This is a genomic window from Streptomyces sp. WAC 06738, from assembly GCF_003945505.1.
Taxonomy (GTDB): Bacteria; Actinomycetota; Actinomycetes; order Streptomycetales; family Streptomycetaceae; genus Streptomyces.
On sequence record NZ_CP029618.1, the window covers coordinates 631,750 to 650,509 of the forward strand.

Annotated in this window: 12 protein-coding genes; 5 read left to right on the top strand and 7 right to left on the bottom strand. The window is 74.5% G+C overall.

Going from position 1 to position 18,760, the window contains the following annotated elements; translation table 11 throughout:
* Positions 1-121 precede the first annotated feature (121 nt).
* From DMB38_RS02480 to DMB38_RS02490, 3 genes are read right to left on the bottom strand one after another with little or no spacing between them, the layout of a single operon-like run.
* The gene (locus DMB38_RS02480) at positions 122-3,013 is read right to left on the bottom strand and encodes a glycoside hydrolase family 97 catalytic domain-containing protein (RefSeq protein ID WP_125933758.1); all 2,892 of its coding nucleotides are present in this window, start codon (positions 3,011-3,013) and stop codon (positions 122-124) included.
* Positions 3,010-4,230, bottom strand: a complete 1,221-nt coding sequence (locus DMB38_RS02485; protein ID WP_125933759.1) for a glycoside hydrolase family 16 protein — start codon at positions 4,228-4,230, stop codon at positions 3,010-3,012. The genes DMB38_RS02480 and DMB38_RS02485 overlap by 4 nt, the downstream gene beginning before the upstream one ends.
* Before the next feature lie 36 nt (positions 4,231-4,266).
* Positions 4,267-6,783, bottom strand: coding sequence for a hypothetical protein (locus tag DMB38_RS02490; RefSeq protein WP_240661936.1), 2,517 nt, complete (start codon positions 6,781-6,783; stop codon positions 4,267-4,269).
* 263 nt (positions 6,784-7,046) lie between these two features.
* Here DMB38_RS02490 and DMB38_RS02495 point away from each other — a divergent pair, with 263 nt between their 5' ends.
* Genes DMB38_RS02495 through DMB38_RS02515 form a run of 5 tightly spaced genes read left to right on the top strand, consistent with a single transcriptional unit; the run spans position 7,047 to position 13,688 of the window.
* Positions 7,047-7,949, top strand: coding sequence for an IclR family transcriptional regulator (locus DMB38_RS02495; RefSeq protein ID WP_125933761.1), 903 nt, complete (start codon positions 7,047-7,049; stop codon positions 7,947-7,949).
* Complete coding sequence (locus DMB38_RS02500) at positions 7,946-8,920, top strand: sugar ABC transporter permease (RefSeq protein WP_125933762.1); 975 nt, start codon at positions 7,946-7,948, stop codon at positions 8,918-8,920. The genes DMB38_RS02495 and DMB38_RS02500 overlap by 4 nt, the downstream gene beginning before the upstream one ends.
* The gene (locus tag DMB38_RS02505) at positions 8,917-9,858 is read left to right on the top strand and encodes a carbohydrate ABC transporter permease (protein WP_125933763.1); all 942 of its coding nucleotides are present in this window, start codon (positions 8,917-8,919) and stop codon (positions 9,856-9,858) included. Before DMB38_RS02500 ends, DMB38_RS02505 begins: the two co-directional genes overlap by 4 nt.
* 60 nt (positions 9,859-9,918) lie before the next feature.
* Positions 9,919-11,217: an extracellular solute-binding protein gene (locus DMB38_RS02510; RefSeq protein WP_125933764.1), complete on the top strand. Its 1,299-nt coding sequence runs from the start codon at positions 9,919-9,921 to the stop codon at positions 11,215-11,217.
* Positions 11,218-11,219: 2 nt separating this feature from the next.
* Entirely contained in the window at positions 11,220-13,688 is a 2,469-nt protein-coding gene (locus DMB38_RS02515) for a TIM-barrel domain-containing protein (protein WP_240661938.1), read from the top strand.
* A 145-nt stretch (positions 13,689-13,833) separates the two neighbouring features.
* Here the strand turns inward: DMB38_RS02515 and DMB38_RS02520 are convergent, their stop codons facing one another.
* From DMB38_RS02520 to DMB38_RS02535, 4 genes are all read right to left on the bottom strand, one after another.
* Positions 13,834-14,634 carry an IclR family transcriptional regulator gene (locus DMB38_RS02520; protein ID WP_047014590.1) on the bottom strand — a complete coding sequence of 267 codons (801 nt, stop codon included), beginning with the start codon at positions 14,632-14,634 and terminating at the stop codon, positions 13,834-13,836.
* A gap of 105 nt (positions 14,635-14,739) precedes the next feature.
* Positions 14,740-15,801: a LacI family DNA-binding transcriptional regulator gene (locus DMB38_RS02525; RefSeq protein WP_125933765.1), complete on the bottom strand. Its 1,062-nt coding sequence runs from the start codon at positions 15,799-15,801 to the stop codon at positions 14,740-14,742.
* Positions 15,798-17,039, bottom strand: a complete 1,242-nt coding sequence (locus DMB38_RS02530) for an ROK family protein (protein WP_125933766.1) — start codon at positions 17,037-17,039, stop codon at positions 15,798-15,800. The genes DMB38_RS02525 and DMB38_RS02530 overlap by 4 nt, the downstream gene beginning before the upstream one ends.
* A complete protein-coding gene (locus DMB38_RS02535) occupies positions 17,036-18,748 on the bottom strand; it encodes a class I mannose-6-phosphate isomerase (RefSeq protein WP_125933767.1) in 1,713 nt (570 codons plus the stop codon). The genes DMB38_RS02530 and DMB38_RS02535 overlap by 4 nt, the downstream gene beginning before the upstream one ends.
* Positions 18,749-18,760 lie beyond the last annotated feature (12 nt).

Sequence of the window (18,760 nt, forward strand, 5' to 3'; positions counted from 1 at the left end):
TTCTGTCGCGGACTACGGGCAGGTATCGCGGAGCGCGGTTGAGTTCTCTGCCCTGCGGTTCGGGCATCCGAAGGCCGCGAGGGCGTGATCCGGTGCGCCGGGCGGCCGGCCGGCTGTGCGGTCAGTCGACCCGGATGAACCGGACGGCGTCGGCGCGGGTGAAGCCGGGCCCCGCGGTGAGCCGGACGGCCAGCGCGCCGGCGTCCGGCCGGTGGCGGCCGAGGCCGGCCCAGGTGCCGCCCGCCGCCCGCTGGTCCACCCCGGTGGTCCGCTCCCCCACCGCGTACGACGCCGCCGCGGTGGAGTTGTCGTGCGCGGGCACGTACGCGGCCACCTCGTACAGTCCGTCCGGCAGTTCCGCGCGCCAGGTGGCGGTGTCTCCCGCGGTGCCGGTGTAGCGCGTCCGGCCGCCGTCCCAGCCCGTGACGCTGCTGCCCAGCCAGCGTCCGTTCTCCGTGTGCCCGGCGGCGCCGTCGTCGACCACGGTCACGGCGGCGGGGTCGACGAGCCTCGCGGTGTACGCGGGCGAGACGTCGTCGCCCGCGACGATGCGGTACTCCAGGTCCACCAGCCCTTCCTCGAACGGGCCGACCGTGGCGCGGTGGCGTACGCCGTCGAAGGCGGCGTCCGTACGGCTCCACTCCGCGTCCCCCTCCCGCCGCCACTCGACGTACGCCGAGGTGGCGGAGGCGTGGATCCACGAGAGCGTCAGCGCGTGGCCCGCGTCGGCTTCGACGTGCGAGAGCCCGGGCGGCGGCAGCACGACTTCGGCCGGGTCGACGAGGAGCCGCCGGGCGTGCTCACGCGGCACGTCCACGGCGTCGTAGCGGGCGCGCGTGACGACCTCGTACGAGCGCAGGGCGGCGCCGGACGGCGGGGTGGCCCGCCAGGTGGCGGTGAGGGTGCGGCCCGGGGGCAGGGTACGGGCCCGGGTGGGTCCGTCGGGTGCGGAGAGCCGCCAGCCGTCCGGCGCCACCGCGTCGAGAACGACGTTCCGGGCCGGGGCGTCCGGCGGGGCGGTGAAGCCGGCGGTGACCGGGACGGTCCGGCCGGGCGCGGCGAGGACGCCATCGGGGTCGGCCGTCAGCCGCGCGTCGGTGGGGCCGCGACCGCAGGTCGTACGCCCCGTCCGCGCGGGGCAGACGCGGGCGGCGAAGCCGCCGTCGGCCGCGAGCGGCACGGCCAGCCGGTCGCCGCGGGCGACCGTGCGCCGCTCGACGGCGATGCCGCCGCGGCCGCCGTCCGTGTCCGTGTCCGTGTCCCGGAACAGTTCCAGCAGGTGCCGCCCCGGCGGCAGCATCCCGAGCCGGAAGTCCACGGTCTGCGCCCGGTTCCCCGCCGCGATCCCGCCGAGGTACCACGCGTCCCCGCTGCGCCGCGCGAGCACCGCCCGTTCCCCCGGCTCGCCGTCGAGCAGCCGGGTCTCGTCCCACACCGCCGGCACCGACGCGAGCAGGTCCTCCGCCTCCGGGTGCCGGGCGTACGACTCGGGGCTGTCGGCGAAGTGCTGCACCCCCGACTCGTACACCACGGCCAGCGCCAGTTCGTGCGCGTCGCTGGTGTGCCGGTCCGCGGCGGAGAAGGTGACCGGGGTGTAGTCCATCGTGCCCACGGCGTTGCGCGTGAAGGGGTAGGTGGCGTTCACGTCCGGGCCGATGCGCTTCGGGTCGATCTTGTACAGCTCGGCGCCCGCGACCGCCTCCACCGTCAGCACATGCGGCCAGGTGCGCTCGATGCCCCGGGGCAGCGTGGCGCCGTGGAAGTTGACCAGGAGCCGCAGCCGCGCGGTGTCGGCGAGCACGGCGTCGTACCAGGCCAGCCGCTCCTGGCTGTCGGAGTCCATGAAGTCGAGCTTCACGCCGCTGATGCCCCAGGACTTCCACAGCGGAAGTTTCGCGTCCCGCTGCTCCTGCGTCTCCAGGTCGTTCCAGCGGCTCCACAGCCACACGCCGACACCGCGGGCGCGGGCGTACGCGACGAGGCCGGGCACCCACGCGGCGTCCCAGCCCTCGTCGACGAGCACGTATTCCCAGCCCTGCCGGACCGCCTGGTCGACGTACTCCTTCTGTGCCGCGAGGCTGTGCGGGCTGGCGGAGTCGGACCACCAGGACCAGGCGGCGGCGCCCGGTTCGATCCACGAGGTGTCGGCGACGCGCGAGGGCGGGGCGAGGTCCTGCACGAGATCGGACTCGACGATGCCGGCGAGGTCGCCGACGACCGCCACCCGCCAGGGGGTGGCCAGCGGTCCGGGCGCGGTCTCACCGCCGGCGTCGGGGAGGGTGACGGCGAAGGCGCCGTCGCGGCGGGTGAGCCGGGTGCCGCCGTACCGGCCGTCCGCGTCGGCCTCGGTGACGAGCGCGTACGTGCCGGGCGCGGTGCGGAACAGCGGCGGGTAGGCGTACGCGCCGTCCGGCACGCCGGCGACCGCCGCCTCGAACGGCCGCTGCGCGTACGTCACCCCGTACGGCGCGAGCCACGCGGTGGCGTCCGGCGGCGGCGCGAAGGCGGACGCCTCGGCGGTGACGGTGACGGGGCCTTCGTGCGGCAGCACGTAGCGGTAGGCGATGCCGTCGTCGTCGGCGCGGACGAGGAGCGTCATCCGGCCGCCGTCCGCGTTCTCGAACCGGAAGGTGTGCTCGACGGCGTCGGCGCGGTGGTGGAGCCGCTTGCCTACGACGGTGTCGTAGCGCTCGGCGATCCGGCGGCTGCCGGTCCCGCGCAGGGTGAGGCCGCGGGTGAAGTCGCCGTGGGCGGCGGTGATTCCGACGGGTGCGGGCCGCAGCACGGTGCGCCCGTCGCGGCTCACGGACAGCCGCAGAGCGCCGTCGTCGAGCCGCTCCAGCGTGGCGGCGGACCGGCCGCCGGGGGCGGTGACCGTCCAGCTCCCGGCCGCCGGTGACGGCCCCGTCCCGGCGGGACCCGCGGGCGCGGCGGGAGCCGGCGCCGCCGGGACGAGGAGCACGAGCGCGAGGAGTGCGGCGAGCGCCGTCAGCAGCGCGGCTCCCGGCCTCATCGGCGGACGAACTTCACCGCGTCGGCGTGCGCACAGCCCGTGCCGCTCGCCGTGAGCGACACCGACGCGCTCTCGCCCGCCTGGTACGGCTGCGTGCCCAGCGAGACCCAGCCGGGGCTGCCGGAGCGCTCGTCGAGCGTGCGGGTGGTGACGGCGCCGGCGTTGTCCAGGGTCACCTTCGCCGCCGGGTCGCCGCCGGTGGCGGAGACGGACTTGCGGATGAACACCTCGTACGAGCCGGCCGCCCGCAGCCGGGGCCGCCACGTCGCCTCGGCGCCCGCCGCGCAGCCGTAGGAGACGGGCGAGTCCCTGGTCCAGCCGGTGAGCGCGCTGGGCTGCCAGGTGCCGGTGGTGGAGTAGCCGTAGGCGGCGGCGCCGTCGTTGTCGACGTAGTAGTCGCGCTGCCAGTAGCGGACGTAGTCGAAGGAGACCGCGGAGGGCAGTTTGCCGGCGTCGGGCAGCGCGCCGGTGGCGATGCTGGTGAGCCAGACGGCGGTGTAGTCGTGCATCCACTGGCCGGGGGTGTACGGGGCCGTGTACTTCAGGACGCCGTCGATGAAGAACTTCGCGCCGCTCTCCGACCAGTCGATGCCGTAGGTGTGCCACTGCCGGAGGTCGAGACCGGTGTCGTACGTCCCGGAGCCGTAGGTGACCGGGCCGTGGACGCCGCTGCCCACCCAGCCGTGCACGTTGTGCGAGGTCTTCGACGGACTGACCGAGTCGGTCTCGAAGCCGTCGATCTCGGTGCGCTGTTCGGCCGGGAAGGTGGTGCTGCCGTCGCCGGCCTGGAGCCAGAAGGCGGTGTGCCAGCCGGCGCCGTCGTTGATCCTGGCGCGGGTCTCGTAGTAGCCGTAGCGCAGGTGCTTCCTGGAGATGACGCCGCCGCCGGTGAACTGCTTGCCCGCGTGGTCCTCCTTCTTCAGCGCGATGTGCAGCGCGCCGCCGGACTGGGTGACGTTCTGCGGGCGCTGGGCGCTGTTGGCCTTCACGTCGGTGCGGAAGTTCCACGTAGCGGTGTCGACGGCAGCGGCGCCGAACTCGTCGCCGAAGACCTGGGTCCAGCCGGTCCCGGGCGGCCCCGCGGCGGGGGCCGCGGCCCGTTCCGCCGCCGCGGCCCCCGGGGCCGCGGGGGCCGCGGCGGCGGGCGGCGCGAACGCGAGCAGGGGCAGGGCGGTGGCGGCGGCGAGCGCCGCGGCGAGGGGGGTGGCGCGGGGCATCTGACGTCCTTCCGGTCGAGTCGGCGTACGGGCCGGCTACTCGGCGAGGTCGAGCGCGACGACCGCGATGCCGTGGGGCTTCAGCGCCACGGTGAAGCGCGGCGCGTCGGCGGCGGTGAGGCGGCCGGAGACGGCGCGGATGCCGGTGATGGTGCGCGGCCCGTCCGGGTGCGCCAGCGCCGGGTCGGCGGTCACGGTGGCGGTCAGCGGCCGGGCGCTGCTGTTCAGCACCAGCGCGAAGAGCCGGCCGCCGTCGGTGGCCAGCGCGCCGAGGGTCTCGGCGTGCGGGGTGTCGGCGGTGAGCAGGCGCGGCGGGATGCGCAGCGTCGCGGGGGTGCCGTGGACGCGGCCCGGGGCGAAGCCGTAGGTGAGCTGACCGCCGACCTTGGGGGTGAAGTAGCCGCGGGGGAAGCTGATCCGGTCGCCGCTGCGGGTGCGTACCTCCTCCAGGAGGTAGTCCAGGATCCAGCCGATCTGCCACCAGGCGTGGTGCGGGAAGGAGCCGATGCCGCCGGTGAAGCTCACCCAGTAGTACGAGTGCACGCCCGGTGCCTCGGCGACGAAGGCGTCGCGGCCGAGTGCGGCGGCGCGGGCCATGTCGCGGAAGAGCGGGTCGCCGGTGAGGCGGTGTACGCGCAGATAGGTGCCGGCGAAGCTGGAGAGCAGGATGGGGCCGTTGCCGGGGGCGCTGTCGTTCTGCTCCTTCTGCAGGCCGAGTTGGGTGAGCTGCCATGCCTCGTAGGTGGCGCCGGCCCGGGTGCGCGGCTCGGTGGACGGGGCGGGGTGGGTGTAGATCCAGGTGGTGTGGAGGCGGGCGACCTCGATGGCGGCGTCGCGGTAGCGGCGCTCGCCGGTGGCGTCCGCGAGGTCGAGCAGGCCCTGGATGCCCTGGGAGAGGGACAGGTCCATGCGGAAGCCGGAGTCGCCGGTGGAGCCGAGGTAGCGGGCGCGCTCGACGGCGTGGGTCACGTACCAGTCGGCGCCGCGCACGGCGCCGTCGAGGTAGCGCCGGTCGCCGAGGGCGTGGTGGGCGACGAGCAGCCCGTACCAGGTGGGCCGCAGGTCCTCGGTCAGGTGCGGGTAGGTGACCGCGTACGGCGGCTCCTTGTCGGTGGCCACCTCCCAGGAGCCGTCGGGCTTCTGGGCGTCGGCGAGGTGGTCGGCGGCGAGCCTGATGCGGCCCTTCAGCTCGGCGTCGCCGGGCTGGAAGAGGAGGATGTGCGCGAGGTCGGTGACGACGTAGTACGCGGTGGCCAGCGGCTCGACGTAGTCGGCGATGTCGGCGTCGGGATTGCCCTCCTCGACGAAGCGGTCCGACTTGAAGAGGTAGTACTGGCCCTTGAGCGCGCCGCGGTAGTGGCCGTCGGACGTCTGCTGCTGGGCGAGCTTGAAGGCGCGTACGTACGGCAGCCGGTCGCGTTCCAGCAGCCCGTCGGAGGTGGCGGCGGCAAGGCCCCACATGGCGCCGATGTCGGAGTTCTTCATGGCGTCGTTCTCGGCGCCCTGGACGAAGCCGTTGTACTTCTGCGCGCCGATGGTGGTGCCCTCGTACTCGTCGGTGAGCCACTGGGACAGCACCGGGTCGGCGATGTACGTGGCCTGGATGCGGGCCAGGCGCTCGGTGAGGGCGTGCTTGTTGGCGGCGAGTTCGAGGTACCTGCCGAAGCCGTAGACGTCGGTGGCGGCGTGCCGCAGCGCCTCGAACCAGTCGGTGTCGGTGAGGGTGAAGCGGAAGTCGAGGACCCTGCGGTCGCCCGCGGTGCAGCGGGAGTCGGCGCGGCCGAGGATGGGCCGGGCGAGGTGCGGGGTGAGGCGTCCCGCGCGGTCGCGGGTGGACAGGGCCAGGCGGACGTCGCGGTGGGTGACGCGGTCGGCGGCGTACGGGTCGCGGGCCATGCCGGGTTCGGCGACGGCGGCGAGGGTGAGCCCTTCGGTGGTGCTGAGGACCGGAGCGAGGGTGGTGGCGAGGTCGTCGTAGAAGAGGTGCGGCACGGCGGGCAGGCCGTGGCCGTACTCGGCGGCCATGCGCAGGTCGGGGTTGGCCTCGTGGCCGTACCAGCCGCCGGGGACGCAGCCGAAGGCGAGGTCCTGCTCGGGCAGGGCGCACAGGGTGGGGGTGCGCAGGCTGACCCAGCCGTCCTGGGCGGCGGTCCAGGTGAGGGTGACGCGGACGTCGTGGGGGTGGCGGCCGTCGATGCGCCAGCGGGCTTCGAGGGTGCCGAGGGGGTGGGTGTGGCGGAAGACGACGGCGCCGTCTTCGGCGGCGGCTTCGGCGGGGAGGAAGGCATGGTGGGTGCCGGCCTCCTCGCGGCGGACCTGCTGGGCGTCCGGCGGTTCCGCGCCGGCGTGGTGGGTGAGGCCGTACTCGCCGAGGGGGCCGGGGAGTTCGCGCCAGCCGCGGCGGGTGCGGAGGCGCACCTGGACGGCGCGCCAGCCGTTGTCGGTGCGGCCCCAGGTGAGGCGGACGCGGTCGCCGTCGAGGTGCAGGGTGTCCGGGCCCGCGTCCCGGTCCGCGGCGGCGGCAACCGCGCCTGCCTGGGCTGACGTTGCCACGGCGGTGACTCCCGCGGCCTTGACGAAGCTCCGGCGGCTGGGCATCGATGACACGCTCCCCACTGGTGCAACTGACATCCGTAATGCAGGAAGAGTGTCCACATGCTGCACGACCGTCAACCCCCGCCGCACGAGAAAACCGGTCGTCATCACCGGCCCGGATCGGGGCCGTTGCCGCAGAAGCCCGGCCACAAGGGTTGACGCCGTCGCAATATGTGGGCAACGATCCCGCATGTTGCAAAGCAGATTCACTGGAGTCGCGGATGGCATCGGATCAGGGCAACAACCAGAGCGTGGAGCGCGCGGTGGCCGTGCTCGCCGTCTTCCAGAACGGCCACCCGGAGCTGCGGGTCTCCGACGTCGTACGCATCACCGGCCTCGGCACCTCGACCACCTCCCGGCTGCTGGCCACCCTGGAGTCGCTGGACTACGTCGAACGTGACGCCGTCAGCGGCCTGTACCGCCTCGGCACCGCCCCCATCACCCTGGGCGGCGTCGCCGTCAACCACCACCCCGTCCACCGCGAGGCGCGCCAGCTCGCGCAGGAGCTCGCCGCCCGCCTCGGCCTCGGCGCCAACGTCGCCATCCGGCACGGCGCCGCGCTCTTCTACCTGCTCAACTTCGAGGGCAAACTGGCCCCGAGGTCCACCGTGCTCACCGGCCAGCGCAAGCCGCTGCACGCCACCGGGCTCGGCAAGTGCCTGCTGCTGGGTCTCGCCCCGCAGCGCCGCCGCGAACTGCTTCCCGAGGGCGCGCTGCCCGGCTACACGCAGGCGACCCTCACCTCGCACGCCGCGCTCGACGCCGAGCTGGAGGCCGTCGCCCGCCGCGGCTACGCCACCGAGGTCGAGGAGCTGGCGCACGGCCGCTCCTGCGTGGCCGCGCCGATCCGGGACCGCTCCGGCGACATCGTCGCCGCCATCTCCATCTCCGGGCCGCTCTCCACCGTCGCCCTCGACCGGCGCGAGGAGGAGTTGTCCCGCGCCGCGGTCGAGGCCGCCGACTCCGTGAGCGTCGGCCTCGGTTACGTCGGCCCGCGCGCCGCGCCGCCGCCCGCCAGGACCGGCGACGGCCGCGGCCACGGGCCCGGGTCCGGGAACGGACCCGGCAACGGCAACGGCAACGGGCAGGGCCATCCGCGCGAGCCCGAGAGGAGCCGGCCGTGACGCCCCCGTCCGCCTCGCCGAAGCAGGCGGCCCCCGCGCCGCCGGCCGCCTCCCCCGCGCCGGCTCGCGCTCCCCGGCCGGCCGGGCGCGAGGGGCAGCGGCTGTCGAACGGCACCTTCGCCTTCCTCCTCACCGTCCCGGGCCTGGCGCTCTTCGCGGCGATCGTGTTCTATCCGCTCGTCGCCTCCCTCGTCACCGGCTTCTTCGACCAGGACCTGCGGCTGCCGGGGCGTACGTTCGTCGGCCTGGACAACTACGCCGACGTGCTCGACCGCGACTTCTGGCCGGTGCTGGAGAACACCCTCGTCTTCACCGTCGGCGCCACCCTCGCGCCGTTCGCGGTCGGGTTCGCACTCGCGCTGGCGCTGAACACCGGGCTGAAGGGCAGCGGGTTCCTGCGCGGGCTCTTCCTCTTCCCCTGGGTGATCCCCGGCGTCGTGGTGTCGTTCCTCTGGATGTGGATCTTCAATGCGAACTACGGGGTCCTCAACGGCGCGTTGCTGGAGCTGGGCTTCATCGAGGAGAGCGTGTCGTGGCTCGGTGAGCCGACCACGGCGATGGTCGCGGTGATCGTCACCAAGACCTGGGCGAGCTTCCCGTGGATGATGGTCATGATGCTGGCCGGGCTGCAGACCGTGCCGCGCGAGCTGCACGAGGCGGCGGCCGTGGACGGAGCGGGGGCGGTGCGCCGGTTCCGCGCCGTCACCTGGCCGGGAGTACGGGGCGTCGCCGCGATCGTGCTCCTGCTGGAGTTCATCTGGAACTTCCAGCACTTCGACACCATCTACGTCCTCACCGGCGGCGGCCCCGCCGGGGCCACGGAGACCTTCGCGGTCGCCGTCTACCAGGACGCGTTCAAGGGCTTCGACCTCGGCCACGCGGCCGCGCTCGGCGGGTTGTGGATGCTGCTGCTCCTGGTCCTCGTCGGGGTGTACCTCAAGACCTCCGAGCGGGAGGACAAGCACTCGTGACCACCGCCCAGTTCACCACCGCCGACGGCACCTCCCCCAAGGCGCCGTCCGCCGGTCCGCCCGGGACCCCCGCCGGGCGCCGCCCGGGTCCCCGAAGGCCCCGCCGCCGTCCCGACCAGGTCCGCTCCTCCGTCGCCGCGTGGGCCGCGGTCGGCGTCATCGGGCTGTTCGGCCTGCTGCCGATGTACTGGATGCTGGTCACCGCGCTCAGCCCGCCGGGCCAGGCGTTCCGCTTCCCGCCGCGGTTCTTCCCCACCGAGATCACGTTCGCGCACTTCCGGGCGTTCGCGGAGAACGACAAGCTCTTCGACTACATGGTCAACAGCGTGATCGTGGCCGGGATCACCGCGGTGCTGAGCGTGGTGGTCTCGACGTACATGGGCTACTCGTTCTCCAAGTTCCGCTACCGCGGCCGCAAGTCGCTGATGAACTTCGTGCTCGCCTCGCAGATGTTCCCGCAGGCGCTGCTGCTGATCACGCTGTACGCGGTCTTCCGCCAGTTCGGCCTCCTCGGCACGTACACGGCGCTGATCCTCTCCTTCACCACCTTCACCATGCCGCTGTGCGTGTGGATGCTGAAGGGCATCTTCGACACGGTGCCCGACGCGCTGCTGGAGGCGGCGGCCATCGACGGCGCGTCCCGCTGGCGCACCCTGCACAGCATCGTCGCACCGCTGGCCGCGCCGGGGATGGTCGCGGCCGGTCTGTTCGCCTTCGTCCGCGGCTGGAACGACTTCATCTTCGCGCTGACGCTGTCGGGCGACGGCACGATGACGCTGCCGCCGGGCCTGGTGAACACCTACATCGGCGAGTTCCAGACGGCCTGGCCGGCGCTGATGGCGGCGTCGCTGATCGTCTCGGTGCCGGTGGTCGTCGCGTTCATGTTCCTGCAGCGGTACCTCGTCGGCGGGCTGACCGCCGGAGCCGTCAAGAGCTGACCGGCGCCGCCGCGCCCGGTCCCGTACCGCGCCACGCTTCCCAACCTCCAAGGAGTCGGCATGTCCCGCCACGCACTTCCACGCCGCGACACCCTCAGACTGCTGGGCCTGGGCACCCTCGGGCTCGCCGTGCCCGGCGCCCTCGCCGCCTGCGCCCCCTCCGGGGGCGGCTCGGGCGACGGCGGCGACGCCGACGCCAAGAAGTTCGGCTTCACCTCCTGGGCCCTCAACGAGGAGGCCAGCAAGCCCGTCGTGGAGGGGATCATCACCGCCTGGGAGAAGGCCGGGAAGGTGGAGGTCTCCACGACGGAGTATCCGTACAACGAGTATCTGAAGCAGTTGACGCTGAAGCTGAGCAGCGGGGAGATCAGTGGCGCGGTGCAGTTGGACATCGCGTGGCTGGCGGCGGTGGCGCAGATGGGCACGCTGCTGGACCTGGGGGACGCGGCGGCCGGCGCGGGCTACACGGACGTGGCGCTGAAGAGCGGGCAGTACGAGGGGGTGCAGTACGGGCTGCCGTGGACGACGGGCTCCATCGGGCTGATCGGCAACCAGAAGCTGCTGGACGAGGCCGGGATCCGCCGGCTGCCGGGCACGATCGCGGAGTTCGAGGACGCGCTGCGGGCGCTGAAGGTCCTGGGCGGCGGGGTGACGCCGTACGCGGCGGCGACGAAGGTGGAGCAGCTCAAGGACATCTTCCCGTGGATGCAGACCTTCGGCTGCCCGATCATGGCGGACGGCGAGGTGGCGATCGGCGACGACGCGTCGGTGGACGCCGTGGAGTGGTTCAAGAAGCTCTACGACGAGAAGCTGATCGCCAAGGCGGTGGACCGCTTCGACGCCCGCGCGCTCTTCGCGCAGGGCAAGGTCGGCTTCTACGACGACGCGCTGGTCGGCAAGGGCGCGACGCTGGCGGAGGCCGCGGACGAGTCGCTGGCGGAGGCGATGGTCGCGGTGCCGCGGCCGGTGCTGAAGAAGGGGGACGACCCGCAGGCGCTGCTGTGGGGCCACGTCATCGTGGTGACGAAGGGCGAGGGTTCCGCGGCGGCGACGGACTTCGCCGTGCACACCACCTCCGACCAGGCCACGGTCGTCGACTACTTCGGGAAGCTGGCGCTGCCGCCGACGACGGCGGAGGGCCTCGCGGCTCCCGAGGTGGCGTCGGACACGTTCACCGCGGACTGGACCGAGAAGATCACCGCGACGGCGACGCCGGGCCCGTTCTGGACGTACGCGAACAACGCGCAGATCGAGGAGGCGGTCGCCAAGCAGGTGCAGGCGGTGCTGGTGGGCGACTCCTCGGCGAAGGACGCGATGCGGACGGCCGGCGAGGACGTCGCCCGCCTGATCGAGGAGTGAGCGTGCGCGCAAGTGCCGGAGCGCGCGCCGTGCGCCGTACGCTGCTGCCGGCGCTGCCGCTCGCGCTGCTCCCGGCGCTGCTGCCGCCCGCGCAGGCCGCGCAGCCGGCGGACGCGGGGCGCGGCGCGGGGGTCCCGGGGGTGGCGGGTTCCGCGGGGAGCCCGGCCGGGTACCGGGTCGCCGAGCGGGGGCGCGGCCTGGTCGTCACGGGCGCGACGTACCGGATGACGATCGCGGAGGACGGGTTCCGCTACGGCTTCGAGCGGCGCGACGGCACGGCCGTGGCGCCGCCGCACGCCGTGTCCGGGCTGCGGGTGAAGGGCCCGGGGGACGCGGAGTTCGCGGACGCGGAGTCCGCCCGGCTCGTCACGGCGGGCCGGTCGGCGGCGGTGCTGGACGTGCGGCTGGCCGGCGGCGGCTCGGCACGCGTCGTGCTGCGTCCGCGGGCCCGCGCGGTGGGCGTGGCGGTGACCGGGCTGCCCGCGTCGAGCACGGTCGACCTGCGCACGGGGCACGTCGGCCCGGCCTACGGGCTCGGCGACCACGGCTCGTTCGGGGACGGGCGCCCGGAGACCGGGACGCCGTGCAGCGGCAAGGTGGAGGCGCGCCCGCGGGCGGAGCTGACCGGGCTGGTCCTGGACAACGTCACCAACCAGGGCTCCTGCAAGCGCTTCGTCTCCACCTTCGCGGTCTTTCCCCGGCAGAGCTTCGCCGAGGTGCTGTTCGCGGAGGGGCAGAAGCGCGTCGGCCTGACGGAGACGGAGAACCGGCTGGGGGTGGCGGGCGCCGCGGGCGTCGACGGGCTGCACTACTTCCTCGGCACGGACGTCAAGCAGCTCTACGCCGACTACCGCCGGGCGCGGCACGCCGCCGGCTACGCGGACGTCCGGCCGCGGCCGCGGATGTTCGAACTGGGCTGGGAGGCGTACGGGGCGCTGGGCTGGAACACGTATCAGTCGTCGGTGGAGGAGACGGTGCGCGACTTCCTCGACCACGGCTATCCGCTGGGCTGGGGCGTCGTCGGCTCCGGCTTCTGGCCGGGCGAGCGCGGCAATCCGGCGGAGGGCACCACGAACTCCTTCGGGATGTGGGACGACACCGCGGAGGAGGGCCGCGACGACGGCCTGCCCAACCCCCGCTACCCGGACCCGGATGCGCTGAAGCGGCTCTTCGCGGAGAACGACGTGGCGCTCCTCCTCGGCGCGCGCAACAACTTCAAGGCCGCGCGGGACGACGGCGGCAACCACAACCCGGTCACCGACGCCGGGTTCATGGAGGAGGCCAGGCGCCGCGGGTATCTGCTGGCCGGCGCGGATGGCGAGCCGGTGAAGGTCAGCCGGGCGCAATTCCCCTCCGGCGCGTCGTACGTGCTGGACGGCCGGAATCCGGAGGCCGTCGACTGGTACGTGGCGCAGACCCGCAAGTGGGGCGTGGACGGCTGGAAGGAGGACACCATGCTCTACAGCCCCGACCTGTGGCGCGACGGCAACTGGAACGCGCTGCTGAAGGCGCTCCACGACGCCGGGGACGCGGTGATGGTGCGCAACACCGCCTATGCGCTGCCCGGTGACTGGGCGCGGATCAACGACACGATCTACGGCACGGGCGCGGTGTACCACGAGGACCCCGACCGGATGCCGGTGAACCTGCTGAACCTCGCCGCCAGCGGCCACGGCAACCTCTACCCGGACTTCGTCGGCGGCACCCCGGGCAAGGCGGAGCCGACGGACCCGGCGTACCGCGCCTACTTCGCCCGCAACGTGCAGTTCAACGCACTCACCCCGGTGCTCGGCTTCGGCGTGCAGCCGTGGCGGTTCGGCGACGACGTGGCCGCGGACACCAGGAAGCTGGCGCTGTGGCACGACTCGCTGCATCCGTACATCTACGACGCGGTCCTCGACGGGCACGCCTCCGGCTTCCCGTACGCGATGACGCCGCTGCACCTGGCGTATCCGCGGGACGAGCGGACGTACGGGCTGGTCGACGAGTCGACCCGGAACTACCAGTGGATGCTCGGGGAGTCGCTGCTGGCCGCCCCGGTGTGGGGAGCGGACTTCGCGACGGCGACCGGGCGGGACGTCTACTTGCCGGCGGGGACGTGGATCGACGTCAACACCGGTGAGCGGCACCAGGGCCCGGTGACGCTCACGGACCACCGGGTGGCCGGGGGCGACGTGCCGGCGTTCGTGGGCGGGAAGGGCGTGCTGGTGCGCCGGGCGGAGGCGGGTTCCTCGGCGCGGCTTCTGGCGCAGGTATTCCCGGTGACGCGGGATTCGGTGTACAGCTACGGTGACGGGAAGCGCACGTCGCGGATCGTGAACGCGAACGCCGGCTGGCACCCGGAGTCGCTGAAGGTGCTGGACACGACCACCGGCCGCGCGGTCGGCTTCTCCGTGGACCCCGTCACCGGCGCGGTCGCGTTCCCGCTGCGCGCGGGGCACGACTACCGGCTGGTGGGCGGGAGGTCATGAGCGTGCGCACGTGAGCGGGCGGTCGTCGCCGTCGAGGGTTCGGCCGACGCCGCCGGAGCCCGGTCCCGAGGCCCGCACCCCGGGACCGGGCTCACCTCTGTCCTGAGGTGCGGAACGGCCGTACCGGCGTGCGGGGTGGGCGGGTTCAGAGCGCGGCGGGGCGGGCGTGGGCGAGGTAGCCGAGGCCGGTGGAGATCTGGTCGGCGTACTCGACGGTCCTGGCGGCGAGCGTGTCCTGGCGGGCGGTCAGGTCCATGGCGGAGAGCGAGCCGGAGACGGACAGCGCGGCGACGACCGCGCCGGAGCGGTCGCGTACGGGCGCGGCGAGGCAGGCGCGGCCGAAGGCCAGCTCTTCGACCTCGGTGGCGTAGCCCCGGGCGCGGGTCTCGGCGAGGGCGTCGAGCAGTCCGGGGAGGCCGGTGATGGTCCTGCGGGTGTACGCGGGGTAGTCGGGGCCCATGAGGTCGCGGACCTCGTCCTCGGCGAGCCCGGAGAGCAGCGCCTTGCCCATGGCGGTGGCGTGCAGCGGGGCGGAGCGGCCGGTGAGGGTGAAGGTCCGCGGGGCGAGGGGGCCTTCGAAGTGGCAGAGGTAGAACATGCGGTCGCCGTGGCGTTCCGCGACGTTGGCACCGAGGCCGAGTTCGTGGGCGAGGTTCTGGGCGACCTGGCGGGCGGCGCGGTGGACGCTGGACTGGTTGAGCGCGACGCCGGCGAGTTCGACGACCTTGGGGCCGATGCGGTGCAGGCCGCTGCGCTCGTCCCGGACGAGATAGCCGAGCGACTCCAGGGCGGCCACGAGCCGGGAGACGGTGGACTGGCCGAGACCGCTCAGCTCGACCAGCTCGGCGATGCGGCGCTCCGGCTGCTCGTCGGTGAAGTACGACAGCAGTGACAGGGCGCGCTCCACGCTCTGCGTGCCCGACGCGGTGCCTCCCGTTGCCGCCATCGCGACCTCCGTTCCCGGTCCCGGCCCCCGTTCCCCTGGCGGGAAGATGGCTCATCCAGATAGCGGATGTTACATGGACGGTAGGGCCCGGGTGCGCGGAACCCGTTACGGGTCGGGGGTGCCGTAGGAGACGAGGGTGGTCGGGACCATGGTCCTGCGCTCCGGCGGGGCGGGGGCGGCGCCCACGCGAGGGCCGGTGCCGGCGCGTTCGCCGAGGCGGGCGAGGAGCAGGCGGCCGGCCTCGCGGCCGAGTTCGTCGGTGTCGTACGCGACGAGGGTGAGCGGCAGTCCGAGGGTGTCGGCCATCTCGAAGTCGTCGAACCCGGCGAGGGCGGTGGCGGTGCCGGCCTCGCGGATGGCGCGGAAGGCGCCGATGGTGTTGCGGTTGTTGGAGCAGAAGAGCGCGGTCGGGGGCTCGGGCAGGGCGAGGAGGGCCGCGGCGGCGACGGCGGCCTCCGCGGTCTGCTGCTGCCCCTGCCGTATGTACCTGCCGTCGGCGGGCAGCCCGGCGGCGGCGAGGGCGGCGGCGTAGCCGCGGAGTCGCTCGGTGCCGGTGTAGACGGCGGGCGGGGTGCCGAGGAAGCCGATGCGGCGGTGCCCGGCGGCCAGCAGCCGCTCGGTCGCCGCGCGGGCGCCGCCGTAGTCGTCGACGAGGACGTGGTCGGCGGCGAACCCCACGGGCGGCCGGCTCGCCAGCACGACGGGCACGCCCTCGGCCGCGGCGGCGGCCAGGTGCCGCTGGTCGCCGCCGGCGGGAACGGCGACGATGCCGTCGACGCGGCGGGCGACGAGGTCCTCGACGAGGCTGCGTTCGGTGCCGGGGTCCTGGCCGGTGTTCCCGATGACGGCCTTCAGGCCGTGCTGGGCGACGACGGCGTCGACGCCGAGGGCGAGGCGGGAGTAGAAGGGGTTGGCGAGGTTGGTGACGACGAGGCCGACGAGCCCGGTGCCGCTGCCGAGGCGGAGGCTGCGGGCGACCTCGTTGCGCCGGTAGCCGAGTTCGGCGACGGCGGCGCGGACGCGGGCGGCGGTGGCGGGCAGCACCTTGGGGTCGTCGCGCAGCACGCGCGAGACCGTCATGGCGCTCACCGCGGCGCGTTCCGCGACGTCCCGCAGCGTGGGCTGCGCGTCCCGCGGAGCGGCCCCGCCGCCGGGCCCCGGCGTCACCCGGCACCCCCGACCGCGGCGGCGGCCCCGATCAGTCCGGCGTCCTCGCCGAGCAGGGCCCGTACCAGCCGCCGGGAACCCGGGGGCGGCCCCGCGGAGTTCTGCGGACCGGTCTCCGCGGGTGTACCGCCGGGCTCCGCGGTGCCGTCGGGCCCGCCGGGAAGCGGCGGGCCTCCCGCCGGGCCGCCGGACCGCGGCGAGCGGGCGGGTTCCGGCCGGCCGGGGTCCCCTGCGGCACGTACGCCGTGGACCTCGGTCCCGGCGGCCGGCCGCCAGCCTCCGGCCGTCAGGCCGGTGGTCAGCGGTGGGGCGACCAGGTCCCAGGACTCCGCCATGGAGCCGCCGACGACCAGCGCCGTGGCGCCGAACGCCGCCAGCCGCGGCCCCAGTTCCGCGCCGAGCGCGCCGAACGCCGCGTCGAGGACCCGGCGCGCCCGCTCCTCCCCCGCCCGCGCGCGCTCCGCGATCTCGCGCACGTCGACGGCGGCTTCCGCGCCGGCGGAGGCGATCGCGCCGTCCGCTCCCTCCGGGCGGCGCGGCCGGCCGGAGGCGCCCGCGGCCTCTCCCGGCGGCCCGCCGTACTCCCCCGCCGACCCGGACCCGGTCGCGAAGCCCGGTCCTCCCCCGGAGCCGGTTCCCCCGCACACCGTCCCGCCGCCGGCGCCCGCGGCGACGGAGTACCTGGCGAGGATCGCCCGGCGGGAGACCACCTCCTCCAGCGGTCTGCCGTCGATCCTGGCCAGGTCCATCCGGCCCTCCGGCGGCAGCCCCGGGCCGGTCGTGTGGAGCGTGCCGTCCGCGAGGAACGCCGAGCCGACGCCCGTGCCCAGGGTGATGCCCACCGCGCGGGTGTGGCCGCGGGCGGCGCCCGCGGCCCACTCGCCCGCGAGGAAGGCGTGCGCGTCGTTGCGGAAGGCGACGCCCGACGGGCTCCCCGGCAGCCCGTCGAGCAGCGCCGCCCGCACGTCCACCCCGTACAGCGACTCGAACTTGCCGACGCCGGCGAAGAGCGCGACGCCCGTCGCGTAGTCGAAGGGCCCCGGCACCGCCACCCCCCACCGCGCGCCCGCCGGCGCCGCCGGCAGGGCGCGGGCGCAGCGCAGGACCGCGCCGAGGATGTCCCCGGCGCGGGCCCGCGCGTCCAGCGGACGCCGCACGCGGGTGGCGACGGCGGCGGTCCGCGGGGAGACCAGCGCGGCGGTGACGTGCGTGCCGCCGATCTCCAGGACGGGGATCAATGCTCGGCGGCCTTCCTGACGAGGGCCTTGACGACCCGCACGGGCCCGCCGCCCGCGGTGGCCACGAGCCGGTAGCCGCCGACCGCCGCGGGCACGGTCAGCGTCTCGGCGTACGACAGCTCGTGGATGTCGCCGGCCGCGGTGTGCACGGTGACGCCGGCGCCCTCGGCCACGTTGAGGACGTGGAAGCGGCCCTCGGTGTCGTCGCCCGCCTCGGCTCCTTCGTCCAGGGTGTACCTCCTGACTTCGTAGAACATCTCGTCGAGCGCGCCGAGCAGTTCCTCGCGCCATCCGGGGCCCGAGCGCAGTTCGCGCGGTTCCTGCACCAGCTCCCGGGCCACCGCCTCGCCGCGCCGCGCGGTCTCGAGGTTCGCCAGCCCGTGCTCGTACGGCATGGGCCGCGGCCTGCCGTCGGCGCCGGGCCGCAGCCAGTCGTAGAAGCGGAGGCTGTAGAGGTACGGCGTGGCGCTGATCTCCAGGACGAGGTTGCCGGCGCCGCTGGCGTGCGGCGTACCGGCGGGGATCATGAACAACTGCCCCTTCTCGCCCGGGAAGGCCAGCACGTGGTCCTCCGGGTCCATCGGCACCGCGTCGGTGATCGCCTTCTCGATCTCCTTGCGGAACTGCCCGGTGTCGGCGTCCTCGCGGAGCCCGAGGTACACCTTCGTCTCGGCGCTGCCGAGCGTCATGTAGTACGTCTCGTGCTGGGTGTACGGCCAGCCGAACCGCTCGCGCATGTACGCCTCGCGCGGGTGGCAGTGCAGCGACAGGTTGCCGCCGTCGACGGTGTCGAGGTAGTCGAAGCGGATCGGGAACGAGGTGCCGAACCGCGCGTGCACCTCGGCGCCGAGCACGTCCTCGGGGGCGAGGACGCACATGAGCTGGAACGGCACCTCGGCCTGCGCGTCCGGTCCGGTGCCGATCAGGATGCCGGCCTCGGGGGCGATCAGCTCGTAGCCGAGGGCGGTGTTGGGCGCGTCGGGGGCGAAGCCCAGCTCGCGCTGGGCCCAGTGGCCGCCCCAGGGGGTGGAGTTGAAGTAGGGCCGGGTGCGTACGGGCCGGCGGGCGAGCGCGGCGAGGGTGCCGCGCAGCCCGTCGCCGTCGAGGTGGACGGGGTGGCCGGGGTCCTGGACGTCGAGCCAGCCGTCGATGCGGCGGGCCAGCGCGTCGCGGTGGCGGTCGAGCATGGGCCAGTCGACGTAGAACAGCCGCCGGAGGGCGGGTGCTTCACCGGGCAGGCCCAGGTTGGCGCCGGTGGTGCCGGCGGTGACGGCGGCCTCGGCGTAGCGCTTGGGCACGTCGGCGTACCAGAGCAGGTCGTGCGGTACGACGGCGGCGCCGGGGCCGTAGACGAGCAGCAGCCCGGCGTCGGGGCGGCGCGCCGCGGGCGGGGTGTCGAAGAGGTCGTCGAGGGGGTTCCCGGCGAGCTTGCAGTAGTGCGGGTCGGCGGCGTCCTCGGGCCGCTCGGTGCGGCGTCTGACCTCGTCGGCCGGCGCGTAGTGGCGCCGTACGTCGAGGAGTGCCACGGGGGTGCCGCGGGCGGTGAGCTCGCGCCGGAGCCGGCCGGCGAGGGCGTCCCAGTCCGCGGACGGGGGTCCCTCGACGGCCACTACCGCCGGGCCGTGGGGGAGTTCCGCCGCCACCGCCCGCCAGCCGGTGGTGAGGACGGCCGGCGGGGCGGGTGCGTAGCGCGGGTCGAGCCGGTACACGCAGTCTCCTTC